The organism is Streptomyces sp. NPDC048484 (assembly GCF_040651415.1).
Taxonomy (GTDB): Bacteria; Actinomycetota; Actinomycetes; order Streptomycetales; family Streptomycetaceae; genus Streptomyces.
Map to the genome: position 1 here is coordinate 1 of NZ_JBEZJY010000094.1, position 15,116 is coordinate 15,116.

Consider the following 15,116-nt stretch of genomic DNA (forward strand, 5'->3'; position numbering starts at 1 on the left):
GGCACCGCGGGGCTGCTGAACTTCGTCCGCAGCGTCAATCCCATGGACCCGTACAACCTCACGCACCCGGCCGAGTACGCCACGTCCCTCAACAGCCTGGCCGCCGGGCTGGTCGTTGCCGCCAACGACCCCGTCGGCACCGGCAAGCAGATGGTCAGCGACTTCATGAAGGACCCCGCCGAGGGCTTCGGCCGGCTGATTCCCGACCTCGCGCTGACCGCCGCCACCGGCGGAGGCGGCGCCGCGGTGAAGGGCATCCGCATCGCCGAGGAAGCCGCCGACGCCGCCCGGCTGCGCAGACTGCTCGACGACACCCCGGACGGCACCCACAACCGCCCCGACGGTGAGCGCACCACCGACGGCACCGACCCCGTCGACCTCGCCACGGGCCGGATGTTCCTGCCCCAGACCGATCTCGAACTCCCCGGCATCCTGCCGCTGGCCTTCGCCCGCCGCACCGAATCCGGCACCACGGTCGGCCGCTTCCTGGGACCCGCCTGGACGTCCACCGTCGACGAACGTCTGCAGGTCGACGCCATCGGCGTCCTCCACATCACCGCGGAAGGGCTCCTGGTCGCGTACCCGCATCCGGTCCCCGGCGCGCCCACCCGGCCGGAATCGGGCAGGGCCCGCACCCTGGTGGCCCGCGACACCGACGGCGACTACACGGTCACCGCCCCCGACAGCGGCCTCACCTTCCACTTCACCGCCCCGCCCGGCAGCGAACCGGGAGGCGACGGCACGGCCTGGCTGTCGGACATCACCGAACGCAACGGCCACACCATCACCGTCGACCGCGCCGAGGACGGCCTGCCACTGGCCCTGGTCCACTCGGCAGGCCACCACGTGAAACTGTCGACCGCCGACGGCCTGATCACCGCCCTGGCCCTGACCGGCACGGGCGGGAGCGGCGGAGGCAGCGGGGGCGGCGCCGGCGCGGACCTGCCCCTGATGTGCTACGGCTACCAGGACGGCGACCTCACCACCGTCACCAAGCCGTCCGGCGCCACCACCACCTTCGTCTACGACGACCGCCGCCGCGTCATCGCCTGGATCGACTCCAACGCAAGCCGCTACGACTACGTCTACGACGACCGCGACCGCGTCGTGACGGAGGGCGGCGAGGCCGGCCACGTCCAGATCACCCTCGCCTACACCGAACCCGACCCCGAGACCGGCCACCGGACGACGGTCCTGACCACCCCCGGGGGCCACACCACCCGCCACGTCATCGACCACCACTGCCGGGTGATCGCCACCACCGACCCCCTCGGCCACACCACCCGCTCCACCTACGACACCCACGGCAACCTCCTCACCCGCACCGACCCGTTGGGCCGCACCACCGTCTACACCTACGACGACGAGGGCCAAGTAGTGTCCGCCACCCGGCCCGACGGGAGCGTGCTGCGCACCGTACGCGGCCCGCTCGGCCTGCCGGTGGAGGTGACCGACCCGGACGGGCACCGCAGGACGCAGGAGTTCGACGAACGCGGCAACCGCACCGCAGTCACCGACGAGGCGGGCACCACCACCCGCTACACCTACGACCACGCCGGTCGGCTCACCTCGTTCACCGATGCGCTCGGCGGCACCACTCACGTGGTGTGCGATGCGGCGGGGCTGCCCATGGAGGTGACCGGCCCGGCCGGTGCCACCACCCGCACGGAGCGCGACGTCCTCGGCAAACCGGTCCGCATCACCGACCCGGTGGGCGCCGTCACCCGCCTTCAGTGGCATGCCGACGGGCAGCTCGCCCGCCGCACCGGCCCCGACGGCGCCACCGAAGCGTGGACCTACGACGGCGAGGGCAACTGCCTCACCCACACCGACGCGGCCGGCGGGGTCTCCCGCTTCGAATACACCCACTTCGACCTGCCGCTCTCCCGCACAGGACCCGACGGGGCCCGCTACGAGTTCGAGCACGACACCGACCTGCGCCTGCGGCGCGTCACCGATCCCCACGGGATGAGCTGGGTCTACGAGTACGATGCCGCCGACAACGTCGTCTGCGAGACCGACTTCGACGGCCGAACCCTTACCTACCGCTACGACGCCGCCGGGCAACTCGCCGCCCGCGTCGACGCGCTCGGCGGGACCGTCTCCTTCGAGCGCGACCAGCTCGGACAGGTGGTCCGCAAGGACGTCGGCGGAAGACTGACGACCTACGCGTACAACCGGACGGGACGCCTGTTGGAGGCAGCCGGGCTGGACAGCGACCTGCGCTACCAGTACGACCGCCGCGGGAACATCAAGACCGAACTCGTTGACGGCCGCCCCATCACCTACGCTTACGACGCCCTCGGCCGCGTCACGCGCCGCACCACCCCCACCGGGCACGTCACCGCCTACACCTATGGCGCCGACGGAGCGCCCCTACGCCTGACCACCGGCCCACACCATGTCGACTTCACGCACGACGCCGCCGGCCGGGAACTCGCCCGCGTCCTAGGTGACGCCGTCACCGTGACCTCCGCGTGGGACGAGGCCGGACGGCTCACCGGACAGCACATCGCCGCCCGAGCACGCGGCGTCAACAGCCGCGCCTACACCTACCGTGCCGACGGCCACCTGCTCTCCGTCACGGACCAGTTGTCGGGCGCCCGCACTTTCGACCTCGACCCGGTGGGCAGGGTCACCGCCGTGCACGCCCAAGACTGGACCGAGCGGTACGCCTACGACGCGAGCGGCAACCAGACTTCGGCGGACTGGCCGTCCCGTCACCCGGGCCATGAAGCCACCGGACCGCGCGCCTACGACGGCGTTACCCTGACCCGAGCCGGAGGCGTCCGTTTCGAGCACGACGCCCTGGGCCGGGTCACCCTGCGCCAGAAGATCCGCCTGTCCCGCAAACCCGACACCTGGCGGTACGAGTGGGACGGCGAGGATCGACTCACCGCGGTGACCACGCCGGACGGGACACGGTGGAGGTACCGCTACGACCCGCTCGGCCGCCGCATCGCCAAACAGTGCCTGGCGGCCGACGGCAACAGCGTGGTGGAAGAGACCCGCTTCACCTGGGACGGCCCGACCCTGTGCGAACAGACGACCCACGGACCGGACCAGCCGAACACGGTCGCCCTCACCTGGGACCACCGCGGCCACACCCCCCTGGCCCAGACCGAGCGCATCCTCGCCGACGACGGTCAGAACGAGATCGACCGGCGCTTCTTCGCCATCGCCACCGACCTCATCGGCACCCCCACCGAACTCATCGACGAGACGGGCGACATCGCCTGGCGCTCCCGGGCCACCCTGTGGGGCACCACCGCCTGGTCCCGGGACGCCGACGCCTACACCCCGCTGCGCTTCCCGGGCCAGTACTACGACCCCGAGACCGGCCTCCACTACAACTACTTCCGCCACTACGACCCGGAGACCGCCCGCTACATCTCCCCGGACCCCCTCGGGCTCGGCCCCGCACCCAACCCCGCCACCTACGTCGCCAATCCACATTCCTGGACGGACCCATTCGGGCTTGCCCCGTGCCCTCGGGGCGCGTGGGCGGACAAGGCTGATTTCTCCAGCCAGAAGGTGATGAGCAAAAAATTCCACGCTCACGGGGGTGACTTCCTCGACAGTCCCGGCAATCTGAACAAGGCCAACCTGCAACGGTTCGAAGAGTCCATGCGCGACCACATGACAGCAGACGGAACGAAGATCTACCGGTACGACTACAGGAATCAGGGACCGGCGGTCGGGTTCATCGACCCGGCATCCCAGAAAATGGTCATGCTGCACGCCGATGGTAGATTCTGGTCTGCCTGGAAACTCGGCGACAAACAGTTCCAGGGAATCATCGACAAAGGGTTTCTGTGGTGACCGATCCAGAACACGGAACGTCATCGGGCCTGAGGACCGTGCTCGATACGGACGGCACTTTCACCTCGTCCTGGCTGCTGGGGAAATCCGTGGCCCCGGTGCCCGTGGGCGCGCAGATCGACGCGGCGCTGGCCCGCCGGATCACAGCCGGCTGCCGTGCCGTCGGGGCCTCCCACATCCTCACCACAAGCCTCGCCGGCAACCCCGGTGCCACCTCCCGGCTTCCCGCCGACGCCAACTGCACGGGCATCCGCCCACCACTCCTGCTGCGCACACCCGATACTCAAGGAGCCGTGCTTTTTCCGGAAGAAGGCTATGCGCTGATCGCGGGAACCGCCGACTTCATGGCCGCGGCCGTCAACGAGGGTACCGACACGGCACGCGCACGCTTCGGCCGCCATGCGCGCGCTTTCCTGGAACGTCACCCCTCACTCGCGGCCGTGGCCGCCTCTCACCCCCCCGTCCACAGGGCGTGGTCCCACCCGGGCGACGTCGACCCGGCCAGTGCGGCAGCACGACAACTGACGCTGCTGGACGCATTCACCGACGGGACGTGCAGCGCACCGGACTTCGCCCATGGCTGGTGGGAGGCCCGGCGTGCTTCCCAGACGAACGGGGAGCGCGTCCAAGGAGCGCTCGAGGATCTCTTCGACCAGGTGTTCATGATCCTCGAGGACTACTCGGCAGACCCTGAACTAGCGGAACCAGGCGATCTCGACGACACCGGACTCCGGAGCGCCGTACGCGCGGCCCGGGAGGCGTTTCATCGCCGCGGAACCGCCCGAAGCCGGCAGTGAACGCCTCCCGGCTCTGCTGATCAGCGAGACGCCGGAGGATATCCGTCAGGAGAAGCGAGCGATACCCGATCCGACCCCCACGGGCAGAAGCCTCAGCCAGGCGATCGACGGCCTCGACAGCCGGCAGGTCAACGAAGCGGCCCGTGAGTTCGTCGAGAAGCTCACCTTCGCGACGGCCGACGAGATCCTCGCCATGCTCGGGGACGTCCTCGACGAGGACTGGATGGCCCTGCCGCCCTGGGCCCGGAATCTCGCCTACCGCCTGGCCTGCCGCGCTGATACCCGTTCACCGCTCGTCACCCGGCACAATGACGGGCTCGTTGCCCTGGGATCCAGCACGCAGAGAGCACCGAACCCGAAGAGCTGATCTCGCTCTGAAATGGGACGACACTCCAGCATGCACCGACACAGCAGCCCCTTCGCTGCCCTTGCCCCGATCGGTCACTGCGTGCACTCACAGCCAATCATCGCCAGGACCCGAGCCGGACGCGAGATCTGTCCGGACCGGACAGTCCCGACGACACCGATCGTCCCACCAGAGACCGGCGCATCTCACCCGTCGCCCCAGGGGCAGCGATGATCTCCTGATGACGTGTCACGCACGGATGTCCACCGGTTGTCCACCGGAGCCTTCTACGCAAATCTGATCCGTACCTCGCAAGCGAGCAAAAGACCAGGCCAGAGCCCTGGACCGTCGATTTCGTCACAGAAACCACACCTGCGACCTACGCATGACGATGCACAGACGGGCAGTGCCCGATTTGCATAGAATCCAAGGCCAAAGGAAACAAGAAACCCCAGGTCACGGCGAGTGAGTCCTGGGGTTTCTCGGAGCCGCCTTCGGGATTCGAACCCGAGACCTACGCATTACGAGACCATGAGCGATCGTGTCGCGTGGTGCCTGGTCGTGCTGCGTGGTGACGTTTTTCCTGATCAAGCATGTGCGGCAGGTTGACCCGTGCCACCCCGTGATGCACCGTCCAAAGGCGTCCGTCCACCGGCCGTCCACCGGCGGGGCTGCTTGGCCTACTGTCTCTCGCCGCCCCATCGCTTCTGACGAAATCCCCGAGAGCGGCGGAGCCGGACATGAGGACGACTGTTCATTCTGCACAAGGAGCGACCACGCGGCACTCCGCCCACGAAACGCCGCAGCCTCCATCCATCACGAGACTTCTGATCAAAACGATATCTACCACAGCCGATGAATGGTATCGTTTCATGGACGGGAGCGTCCACGAAGGGATCATCCACATGGCCAGAACTGTCATCGATCTCGATGAAGACATGGTGACCGAGGCCATGCGCATCTTCGGGACCAAAACGAAGGCCAAAGCCGTCCGCCTCGCCATGGAAGACGCCGTCAAGCGACACCTGCGGCAGGAGGGCTTCGACGCCATGGACGCCGGCGAGCTCGACTTCAGCGAGATCGTCGAGAACACCGGCCCTCGCAACGCAGACGGCTCCCTCAAGCACGACGGCCACCGCGACGAAGGCCAGGCGGCCTGATGCAGGACCACTACCTTATCGACAAGTCCGCCCTCGCCCGCTGGACGAAACCGAGCGTCAAGGAGGTGCTAAAGCCCCTGCATGAGCGTTACCTCCTCGCCGTGTGCCAGCCCACCGAGTACGAGATGATCCACTCCGCACGGGACAGCTCAGAAGCAACACGGATCAGCACCTGGCTCCACGCCTTCGACTACCTCCGCACCGAAGACGACACCTTCACCCGCGCTCTCGAGATCCAGCGCCATGCCCTCAACGCGGGCTTCCACCGCGCTCTGTCCCTCCCCGACCTGCTGATCGCGGCCACAGCGGAACTGCACCGGCGAACGGTCCTCCACTACGACGGCGACTTCGACATGATCGCCTCCCTGACGGGACAACCCGCCGAATGGGTCGTAACACCCGGCAGCGCCGACCGTTGAGCAGGCTGCCCGTCTCCCAGGCGAGGCCGGCGTCCGGAAGCCGCAGTCACATGTTCCGTAGCGACATCAGCCATGCCAGGTCCGCCGCGGCCTGACTGCGGACCGTCTGCTCACGGGTGAACAGCTCCTGGGTCTTCGTCAGCACCAGCGTGTACGGGCGCCCCTGCCGCCTGGTCTCGTGACGCACCGGCAGCTCGGCCGAGTCGACCCTGGTGTGCACATGCCGCCGCCCCTCCTTCGCCAGCGGCCATTCGAGGACCCGCCGCGACCGGGAGCCGAGGAACGCACCGAGGGCACCGCACAGCTCGCAACCGCACCCCGCCCAGGCCACGGACCAATCGCCGGCAGCGCGCGGCGGTCGCTCGCACACCGCGCTGAGCCGGTCCGCGCAGTCCCGCGCGACCGCGTCGAGCCCCGCCACGCCCCACTCGGCCGACGTGCTCGCCTCCGCGGCGCGGCGCAGCAGCGGCATCAGACATTCGAGCACCGTATCCCCGCGTTCGTGCAACGCTGCCAGGATCCCGTCCCGCAGCTCTTCGTCGGCCGCCGCCAGGACGTGTCGCAGTGGCAGGGCCAGCTGCTGCAACCGCGCACGGCGGATCTCGGCCGGTCCGATTGTGGTCCACAGCTGAAGGCCGCTGTCCACTGCGGCCCAGGCCCTGGCGGACAGCAGCCGCACCACCGTCGGTGCTCGATTGGCACGCAGCGCCGCGCACAGCCCGGGCAGCTGCTCGGTCCACTGGTAGTGCTGCGGTTGGAGGCGGTGCTCCGAGGCGAACCAGGCGTCGAGGACCCGGCGCATCCACGCGGTTCCATACCGCTCAACCACCGCGGCCAATGCGCCTGCGTGCTGCGGGCTGCGGGCTGCGGGCTGCGGGCTGCGGGCTGCGGGCTGCGGGCTGCGGGCTGCGGGCCGAGCATGCCCGCCTCGAACGGCTCCAGTAGCATCGCCGCGGCCTCGGCCGCGTCCAGGCCTGCGGCGACCAGCAGCGCGCAGTCCAGCAGCTCGGGTTGCGGGTGGGTGTGCTTCCAGAACGGTACGAGGGACTGGGCTCGGTGTCGTGTCCTGTCCAGGTCGCCTCGCGCGATACCTGCGCGCAGTTCCTCCAGTGCCCATGGCGATCCGGCCTCGGCGCGTGCCGCGAAGGCCCGCTCACGCGGCCACACGACGACCGCGGTCCGCCGGTACCACCGGTCCAGCGTGTTGCCGTAGTTACCCATGTAGCCCTCGTACTGGGAGTCGTAGGGCGTCAGATCCGCGCTCGCGGTACTCGCGCACACCTCGTACTCGTGAACCGGCAACGAGATCGGCTCGCCACCGGTGCCGTCCGGACCGGTCCACCAACCCAGGGTGATCTCGTCGTCGATCAGATCCTGGAGGACGTAGTCCTCGTCCTCGTCGGCATCACCGTCGTCGCCCTCATCGCCGTCGTCGTCCGCATCCTCGTCGTACCCGCAGTCGTCCCAGGGCTCGTCCCGTCGGGATAGGCATCCCAGGTCTCCTTCACCTCCGCCAGGGCGAGCAGCGACTCGCATCCGGCCTGCCCAGCAGCGGCGCGCAACAGAGCGGCGCGCCCTGCGTCGGCGCCCTTGAGCCGCTCCCAGCTCAGGCCCCGCTGGGTGTACTCGTGATCGAGCAGGTACACGAGCCGGGTCGGTGGATCCAACTCGCGGGTGCCATAGCGCGGTTTGGCGGGCGAGCCGAAGTGCCGGCCCAGGCTGTGTGCCAGCTCCGCCAGCGGTCCGGACGCCTCGGCCGAAGTCCCCGGCTCGGCGAGCAGGTTGACGGTGAGCGTCACCCGGTATCCGGTTCGGACCGGAGTGACCTGGTGCCGGCAGTCAGCATAGAAGGCGACGAGGGTCAGATCCGTCTTCGAGCCGCGGTAGGCGCACTCCTGCCCGGCGTGCTCGACGACCAACTCTCCCCCCGTGTGCGCCGAAGGCAGGGAGAGCACCAACGTGCCCACCATGGCATCGTCCTTCTCCGAATCCTGGTGCGGAAGGAAGAACTGGCCCTTGCCGTACACCAGCATCGCGTGCGGCTCAGCCCGCAGCCGGGTCGCCGACGGGAGACCGAGAGCATCCCGGAAATGCTCCAGCGCGCCACTCAGCAGCGACGACCAGGAAGGACCGTCAAGGCTGAGCCGATCCGGCGGGATCTGCCAGGTGTCACGCACACTGGTGTCGCTCAGCGTCTGTTCGCCCCGCCCGAACAACGCCGGCTGTGCCACCGAAATCAGCCGCTCCACCTGGGGCGCCCGCAGCGGAAGGCGCACCGGCCCGACCCCGGCCACCTCAAGGCTCAGGCCGGCCACCGGTGCCTCCAGCCAGGCGCTGAAAGCGCCCGCCTCCCTCACCCCGCCGAGCAGCCCAACCAGCCGTTCCCTCGGTGCCGCCACCACACTCCTGCCCTCCGAACCCTGCGAACGCGTCGTCCTCAGCCCGAGCCTACGAATCCGACGGCGCCGCCGGGACCGTAACCGTGGACGGGCCCCGAACGAGGGATCACGTCCAGGCCCCGTGAGACGAGCCGCAGCGCCTGTCGGTAGTCTGCACGGCCGTGAGCGAGTACCAGTACTACGAGTTCCAGGCCATCGACCGACCGTTGACAAAGAACGAGATCGAGCAGGTACGGGCCCTGTCGAGCCGGGCCCGGATCAGCGCGACGCACTTCGTCAACGAGTACCACTACGGCAACTTCCGCGGCGATGAGCGCAAACTGATGGAGCAGCTGTACGACGCCCACCTGTACTTCGCCAACTGGGGTTCACGACGCCTGATGCTGCGACTGCCCATCACGCTGCTGCCCGCCCGCAGCGCCGAACCGTACTGTGCGGAAGACGCCTTGACCTGCTGGACGAGGAAAGGGCACCTGCTGCTCGACTTCTCCTACGAGGCCGAGGACGGCGGCGAGTGGGACTTCGAGACCTCCTTCACCCATGACCTTCGCGTCGAACGACTCGGTGAAGACCATGAAGTGCATCCGGCCGCGGGTGCTGATCGCGGACATCGCGTCTACGGAGAACCGGTTCCCGGTCCGGCGGACGACCGGCGTCGCGCCTTTGGCACCCCAGGTGCGGCCGGTGACCTGGTCCGAGCGGATGCCGACCTGGTCGGCGAAGAGGACTTCACCGTTCTCCGCCTTTGCCCTGGCCCGGATCGCCGGCCAGGTCTCCTCGTGCCAGAGGCGGACCGCTTCGGGATCCTGCTCGACGGCCCGCTTGTCGGGGCGTTGGAAGGTCAGGCCTCAGCGTTTGAGGTACTTGCCCACGCCGGGCTCGGTGAAGCGGACTCCGTACAGCTTGAAGATCAGCTCGCCTATCTGCCCGCGTGTCCACAGCTGACCGGAAAGCCCCAGGTCGCAGGGAGTGTGATCGAGAACAGCCTGCCGGATGGCGGCCTGCTCGGCCTCGGACAGGACCTGATGTTCCCCCGCGCGACGGCCTCGGGTACGGGACAGCAGTGCGTCCCGCCCACCGGCCTGCCACTTCGCCCACCAGTTGTCCACGGCCCTGGCCGATACCCTGAACAGGGCGGCGACCTCTACACGGTCCCGGCCCTCCACCAGCGCGGACACCGCAAGCAACCGCACAGCCTCCTGCGCGCCCGGCAACCAGGTCCGCGCATCCCCCACCAGATCACTCACACACCATCAACAAGCCTGAACCCGAAGCATTTCTGATCAGTACCACTGACAGTCATGCGCGCGAGGAGCCACGGCTGCGCGCCCGGTCAGGGGCGGACGACCGTCAGGCCGACCGCATCCGCGGCCCAGCCCGCCGCCACCGCGCAGAGCACCGGAAGCACCAGCAAGGCCACTCCCATCGCCGATGGAAACCTCCCTCGCACGCGCACCACTTCACGCGGCGCGAACGCCTTGCCCGTCGCGGCCTTCGTGTGCGTCGTCGACACCGGAGTGGCGACGCTCAGAGCCACCAAGGCCACCTCACGCCAGCGCAGCCGTTCGTCCCCGTGCACCGGGAGGGTCCACGACGACACCCAGCCCCGGAACGGCAGCAGCGCCAGGGCGAGACCGCACAGGAAGCCGGCACACGCTGCGAGCGTGCCGGGCCAGGGCTCTTGCGCCACGTACCGAATGAGAAGCGCCACCACGACGATCGCCGGAACCGGGATCAGCAGCGGTATCGGCCACTCACGTCGGTCCGGGAGCCAGCGCAACAGCAGACAGGAGAGCACGATCTCGGGGATCAGGACAGCAACGACCCACAAGGTCAAGGGCATGGGACGCTCCGTCACATGTCGAGGAGGGTGCCGAGCGCGGCGGCCGTCGAGAGGGTGAGGGCGAAGCAGGTGCCCAGGAAGACCATGACGTGCTTGGGCGTCGCGCGCTCCATCGTTCCGCCGGCGTGGACCAGGGCCACCTGGCGTCGGATGTACTTGGTGAAGACGGCCATGGTCATCAGCAGCCCCAGCACCACGAGGGTGTAGAGCTGCAGCACCGTCTGTATATCCTCGCCCCGCATCGCGGTGTCCCCGACCGCCGAAAGGCCGCCGCCCAAGCCGGGGGCTGTCGCGAGGAACACCTTCCACTTCCTCGTCGTCGCCCAGAACTGCATGACCGTGCCGAACACGATGGCCGCCGCGGCAGCCGCGATCCACCAACCAGTGGTGGAGGACCAGAAACTGAACACGGAAAACCTCCGAGGTGCTGCGGAACCGCGTGGATGGGGCAAGCCTGCGACTCGCCCCGTCCACGCGTCTGTGCGGGCTGCTTACCAGGTGAAGATGCCGATCACGGTAGTCGTGACGTCGTAGCCGATGTCCACGATCTTCTCACCGATGACCCTCTCGTCGATGCCTGCTCTGCGGAGCATGCTCCTCGTCATCTTCGACTTGCCGATGAAGCTTCCGCCGAGCACGAAGAGGCCGAGAGCGGAATGGAACTCCTTGCTGTCCCAGCCGTATCCCCAGCACGCCAGGCCGGCACTCACTCCTTGCAGACCCCAGGAGGCGAGTCCCGTCCCCACAGCGATCGGACCCGCCACCAGCGTGGTCGGCGGGAACAGCGCCACGAGGCCGACGACCGAGGCGACAACGCCGGCACCGCGGCCGGATGCACTTCATGGTCTTCACCGAGTCGTTCGACGCGAAGGTCATGTGTCACTTCCTCGCCCGGCTCGTCGGGCACTGCGACCACAAGGTCCACCTGATCGTCGACCGGCACTCGGCCCACCGCTCGAAGATCGTCCGGGCCTGGCTCGCCGACCACAAGGACGAGATCGAGCTGCACTTCTTGCCCTCGTACTCACCCGAGCTGAACCCGGACGAGCTGGTCAACGCTGACCTCAAACGCAGCCTGCCGCACACCCACCGGGCCAGGAACCGGGCCGAACTCGCTGCTGAAACCCGCAGGTTCTTCCACCCAGGGCCCCGGCGTTTGCCGGGGCCCTGCATCGACGAGACCGGCTCAGCGGAACACTCCATGAGTACCACCATGCCGCGTGACCAGGCAGGATGATTTATCGGCACCCACAAAGTTGGATGGTGTCGGACCGGGGTACTACGCCGACGGCAGTCAACTCGCCCAGATCAACGAGCAGATGAGCAGAATCGAGTTGTGGCCATGATGGAGAAGATCGAAAAGCCGGTGGCTGTGGCCGTGGTCCACTGGCGCGCGGCCAACGACGGAGGGCGGCAGTCCGGGCCGCCGACCGCGCCCGTCTACATGGCCACGGCGGTGTTCGTCCAGGGCAGCGACCGCGAAGTGCAGCCCGGCTGGCCAGCCTCGGCCGACCAGCTGAGCATCCTGCTGCAAAAGACCGAGAAGCTCGATGAGCGCCGCTGGCGCTGTCTGGTTGGTTTCCTCGCCCCCGGGTTGGCACGCCCGAACCTGCGACCTGGTGCCGAACTGCTCGTGCTCGAAGGCCCGCGAGTGGTCGCGTCCGCGCAGGTCGGTGCTGTGATCGAGCAGGACGAGTAGGCCGGTGCGCGGTTCAGGCGGCGGCAGCGGCGGGTGTGAGGGCAGGAGGGAGCCATGCGCCGGTGGTGAAAAGCTCCACGAGTGCGTCGAGCTTGTCGCGGCCCCACTTGCCGGCCGTGGACAGGTAGGACTGGACGATCGCGAAGTCGGCCAGGCCCTGCAGGGTGCGCCAGCAGCCGCCGGAAGTCCGCTGCTGCACCTTGACCGGGCGCTGGTCCCGCTCTGCGAGATTGTTCGAGAAGGGCACCGCCAGGTCTGTGCAGAAGCGCAGGATCATGTCCTCGTAGCGTTCGAAGCGGCGGATCAGCTTGCTCGCCTCCTCGGCGAGCGGCCCGTGGCGTGCGGTGTTGCGGTCGCGGCCGTGGGCGAGCGCGCCGAGGTAGCGGTTGCGGATACGCGCCAGGGCATGGGCGGGCAGGGCCTGAAGGCCGTCGGCGCGGGCCTTGCGCGTGCCGATAAGTCATCCGCCCAGGTCACGGTCTCCGGTCTCCGGCTGGCCTGCTCCTCATCCTCGATGTTCACCTGCGCAGGGCATCAAGGCATGATGATCTGTCGTGCTGCTGCGCCTTGCCTACCTCGCCGCGACCAACGCCTTCGCCTTCCTTCGCCTGCTACCGGTGAGCGACCGCGACAAGGACATCGAGATACTCGCCCTTCGACACCAGCTGCTGATTCCGCAGCGCCAGGCCGGCAAACCCGCCTTCACCGACACCGATCGGGCCATCCTCGCCGGCCTGCTCCACCACCTCCCGATGGACAAGCTGCGGAACTTCCTGCTGCTGGTACGCCCCGACACGATCATGCGATGGCACCGCAACCTGCTCAAACGGCGCCACGCCGCGACCTGTGCACCCAAGCGGCGCGGACGACCACCCACCATCCGCTCCATCCGCGCCCTCGTCCTCCGCCTGGCCCGAGAGAACTCCTCGTGGGGGTACCGGCGCATCCACGGCGAGCTCGCCGCCCTGGGTATCAAGGTCGCCGCGTCCGCTGTCTGGGAGATCCTCAAGGAGCACGGCATCCCACCAGCTCCGGAACGCCAGAGCACCACCTGGGCCGACTTCCTGCGCGGCCAAGCCGGCGCCCTGCTCGCCTGCGACTTCTTCGAAACCCGCACCCTGCTCGGTGCACACCTGTACGTCTTCGCCGTCATCGAGCACTCCACCCGACGCATCCGCATCCTGGGCGCCACCGCACACCCCACCTCACAGTGGGTAGTACAGCTCGGCCGCAACCTTCTCATGGACCTCGAAGACGCAGGCAGCAAAGCCAGGTTCCTCATCCGCGACCGCGACTCCAAGTTCACCGCAGCCTTCGACGCACTGCTCGCCGACACCGGCCTCGAGATCGTCAAGAGCGGTGTCCGGATGCCGCGCATGAACTCGATCATGGAGCGGTGGATACAGACCTGCAAGCGTGAACTCCTCGACCGCACTCTGATCTGGAACCAGAGCCATCTCCTCCACGCGCTGAGGGAGTTCGAGACCTTCTACAACAAGCACAGACCCCACCGGGCCCTGAGCCAAGCCGCTCCACTCCGACCACTCCCCCACCCACTCGACGAACCAGCGCAGATCAGACATCTCGAAGTCCATCGACGAGACCGGCTCAGCGGAACGCTCCATGAGTACCACCATGCCGCGTGACCAGGCCGGATGATTTATCGGCACCCACAGAGGCGGCGTGCCCAAACGGAAGCGTCGACGCACCAAGGCGCAACGGCGGTGCCTCATCTGGCTTTGTTCACGAGAACCGACAGCAATTGTTCATCACTTCGGGAGGCGTCTGAGCGGGCCCCGGAATCGAACTGCCTACGTCTTGTGGCGTTACCCAGAAGCCGACTTGGGCTTCTGTCTGACTCGGCGTAGAGGGGATTTCCCTCGCAGTGTCTGACGAGGTGCATTCCACAACAAACACGGTGGTAACGGGCTTCTCGCAGGGCTTGATGTCACCGCCAAGTCCAAGCTCGGGAGCGGTCCGCGGTCCTGTCAGGGCCGGGTGCGCCGCCATGGCCGTCGCCACCGTTGGCTCCGGGCAGCCGTGGCCCGGACCGCCACAAGGTGGTTGCGGCTGGTGAGGGTGTGGGGGTGGTCGGGGCCCAGGATGCGTTCGCGGTCGGTGAGGGTCTGCCAGTGGAGGTCCGAAGCCTCCTGGCTCCGGCCGATCGCGTGCAGGGCTTTGGCGAAGGCGCTGCGGCTGGTGAGGGTGTGGGGGTGGTCGGGGCCCAGGATGCGTTCGCGGTCGGTGAGGGTCTGCCAGTGGAGGTCCGCGGCCTCCTTGGGGTGGCCAAGCGCGTGCAGGGCATTGGCGAGGTTGCTGCGGCTGACGAGGGTGTGGGGGTGGTCGGGACCCAGGTCGCGTTCGCGGTCGCTGAGGGTCTGCCGGTGGAGGTCCGAAGCCTCCTGGTAGCGGCTGAGCGTGTACAGGGCGTTGCCAAGGTTGCTGCGGCTGGTGAGGGTGTGAGGGTGGTCGGGGCCCAGGATGCGTTCGCGGTCGCTGAGGGTCTGCCGGTGGAGGTCGGCGGCCTCCTGGTGGTGGCCGAGCGCGCGCTGGGCGATGGCGAGGTTGCTGCGGCTGGTGAGGGTGTGAGGGTGGTCGGGGCCCAGGATGCGTTCGCGGTCGCTGAGGGTC

At 68.2% G+C, this 15,116-nt stretch carries 13 protein-coding genes and 3 pseudogenes; 8 read left to right on the forward strand and 8 right to left on the reverse strand.

Annotated features, from left to right (window positions below):
- The 5 genes from AB0D14_RS43695 to AB0D14_RS43715 all read left to right on the forward strand — a co-directional run.
- Positions 1-3,822 (forward strand): RHS repeat-associated core domain-containing protein (locus AB0D14_RS43695; protein ID WP_362790750.1); only part of this gene is annotated, 3,822 nt, incomplete at its 5' end.
- Positions 3,819-4,619: a colicin immunity domain-containing protein gene (locus AB0D14_RS43700; RefSeq protein WP_362790752.1), complete on the forward strand. Its 801-nt coding sequence runs from the start codon at positions 3,819-3,821 to the stop codon at positions 4,617-4,619. The genes AB0D14_RS43695 and AB0D14_RS43700, both read left to right, overlap by 4 nt.
- Before the next feature lie 193 nt (positions 4,620-4,812).
- Complete coding sequence (locus AB0D14_RS43705) at positions 4,813-4,986, forward strand: hypothetical protein (protein ID WP_362790753.1); 174 nt, start codon at positions 4,813-4,815, stop codon at positions 4,984-4,986.
- Between the two features lie 884 nt (positions 4,987-5,870).
- Positions 5,871-6,125, forward strand: a complete 255-nt coding sequence (locus tag AB0D14_RS43710; RefSeq protein ID WP_356657598.1) for a type II toxin-antitoxin system VapB family antitoxin — start codon at positions 5,871-5,873, stop codon at positions 6,123-6,125.
- Positions 6,125-6,544 (forward strand): PIN domain nuclease, encoded by a 420-nt coding sequence (locus AB0D14_RS43715; protein WP_362790755.1) that lies wholly within the window; start codon positions 6,125-6,127, stop codon positions 6,542-6,544. The genes AB0D14_RS43710 and AB0D14_RS43715 overlap by 1 nt, the downstream gene beginning before the upstream one ends.
- Positions 6,545-6,590: 46 nt before the next feature.
- Here the strand turns inward: AB0D14_RS43715 and AB0D14_RS43720 are convergent, their stop codons facing one another.
- The 6 genes and pseudogenes from AB0D14_RS43720 to AB0D14_RS43745 form a co-directional block, all read right to left on the reverse strand.
- Complete coding sequence (locus AB0D14_RS43720; RefSeq protein WP_362790757.1) at positions 6,591-7,346, reverse strand: hypothetical protein; 756 nt, start codon at positions 7,344-7,346, stop codon at positions 6,591-6,593.
- A 565-nt stretch (positions 7,347-7,911) separates the two neighbouring features.
- A complete protein-coding gene (locus AB0D14_RS43725) occupies positions 7,912-8,943 on the reverse strand; it encodes a 2OG-Fe(II) oxygenase (RefSeq protein WP_362790759.1) in 1,032 nt (343 codons plus the stop codon).
- A 539-nt stretch (positions 8,944-9,482) separates the two neighbouring features.
- Positions 9,483-10,130: pseudogene (locus AB0D14_RS43730) on the reverse strand (IS630 family transposase); the annotation flags it as partial.
- A gap of 146 nt (positions 10,131-10,276) precedes the next feature.
- The gene (locus AB0D14_RS43735; protein WP_362790762.1) at positions 10,277-10,786 is read right to left on the reverse strand and encodes a hypothetical protein; all 510 of its coding nucleotides are present in this window, start codon (positions 10,784-10,786) and stop codon (positions 10,277-10,279) included.
- 11 nt (positions 10,787-10,797) lie between these two features.
- Positions 10,798-11,196 (reverse strand): hypothetical protein, encoded by a 399-nt coding sequence (locus AB0D14_RS43740; RefSeq protein WP_362790763.1) that lies wholly within the window; start codon positions 11,194-11,196, stop codon positions 10,798-10,800.
- 81 nt (positions 11,197-11,277) lie between these two features.
- Positions 11,278-11,577 (reverse strand): hypothetical protein, encoded by a 300-nt coding sequence (locus tag AB0D14_RS43745; protein ID WP_362790766.1) that lies wholly within the window; start codon positions 11,575-11,577, stop codon positions 11,278-11,280.
- 32 nt (positions 11,578-11,609) lie between these two features.
- Between AB0D14_RS43745 and AB0D14_RS43750 the strand changes: the two are divergent.
- Together AB0D14_RS43750 and AB0D14_RS43755 are read left to right on the forward strand one after the other, a co-directional pair.
- A pseudogene (locus AB0D14_RS43750) lies at positions 11,610-11,927 on the forward strand (transposase); the annotation flags it as partial.
- Between the two features lie 201 nt (positions 11,928-12,128).
- Positions 12,129-12,485 carry a hypothetical protein gene (locus tag AB0D14_RS43755; RefSeq protein ID WP_362790769.1) on the forward strand — a complete coding sequence of 119 codons (357 nt, stop codon included), beginning with the start codon at positions 12,129-12,131 and terminating at the stop codon, positions 12,483-12,485.
- A gap of 13 nt (positions 12,486-12,498) precedes the next feature.
- Here the strand turns inward: AB0D14_RS43755 and AB0D14_RS43760 are convergent.
- Positions 12,499-12,891 (reverse strand): annotated as a pseudogene (locus tag AB0D14_RS43760) (transposase); the annotation flags it as partial.
- A 148-nt stretch (positions 12,892-13,039) separates the two neighbouring features.
- Here AB0D14_RS43760 and AB0D14_RS43765 point away from each other — a divergent pair.
- On the forward strand, positions 13,040-14,131 hold the full coding sequence (locus tag AB0D14_RS43765; protein ID WP_362790771.1) for an integrase core domain-containing protein: 1,092 nt from the start codon (positions 13,040-13,042) through the stop codon (positions 14,129-14,131).
- A 342-nt stretch (positions 14,132-14,473) separates the two neighbouring features.
- Here AB0D14_RS43765 and AB0D14_RS43770 read toward each other — a convergent pair.
- A partial coding sequence (locus AB0D14_RS43770; protein WP_362790773.1) for a tetratricopeptide repeat protein occupies positions 14,474-15,116 on the reverse strand: 643 nt, incomplete at its 5' end.

What these genes read in the sequence shown, in the direction of transcription:
- AB0D14_RS43755 (WP_362790769.1), top strand. Translation starts at nt 12,129, where the DNA reads ATGATGGAGAAGATCGAAAAGCCGGTGGCTGTGGCCGTGGTCCACTGG.
- AB0D14_RS43720 (WP_362790757.1), bottom strand. Translation starts at nt 7,346, where the DNA reads ATGCGCCGGGTCCTCGACGCCTGGTTCGCCTCGGAGCACCGCCTCCAA.
- AB0D14_RS43710 (WP_356657598.1), top strand. Translation starts at nt 5,871, where the DNA reads ATGGCCAGAACTGTCATCGATCTCGATGAAGACATGGTGACCGAGGCC.
- AB0D14_RS43735 (WP_362790762.1), bottom strand. Translation starts at nt 10,786, where the DNA reads ATGCCCTTGACCTTGTGGGTCGTTGCTGTCCTGATCCCCGAGATCGTG.
- AB0D14_RS43715 (WP_362790755.1), top strand. Translation starts at nt 6,125, where the DNA reads ATGCAGGACCACTACCTTATCGACAAGTCCGCCCTCGCCCGCTGGACG.
- AB0D14_RS43705 (WP_362790753.1), top strand. Translation starts at nt 4,813, where the DNA reads ATGCTCGGGGACGTCCTCGACGAGGACTGGATGGCCCTGCCGCCCTGG.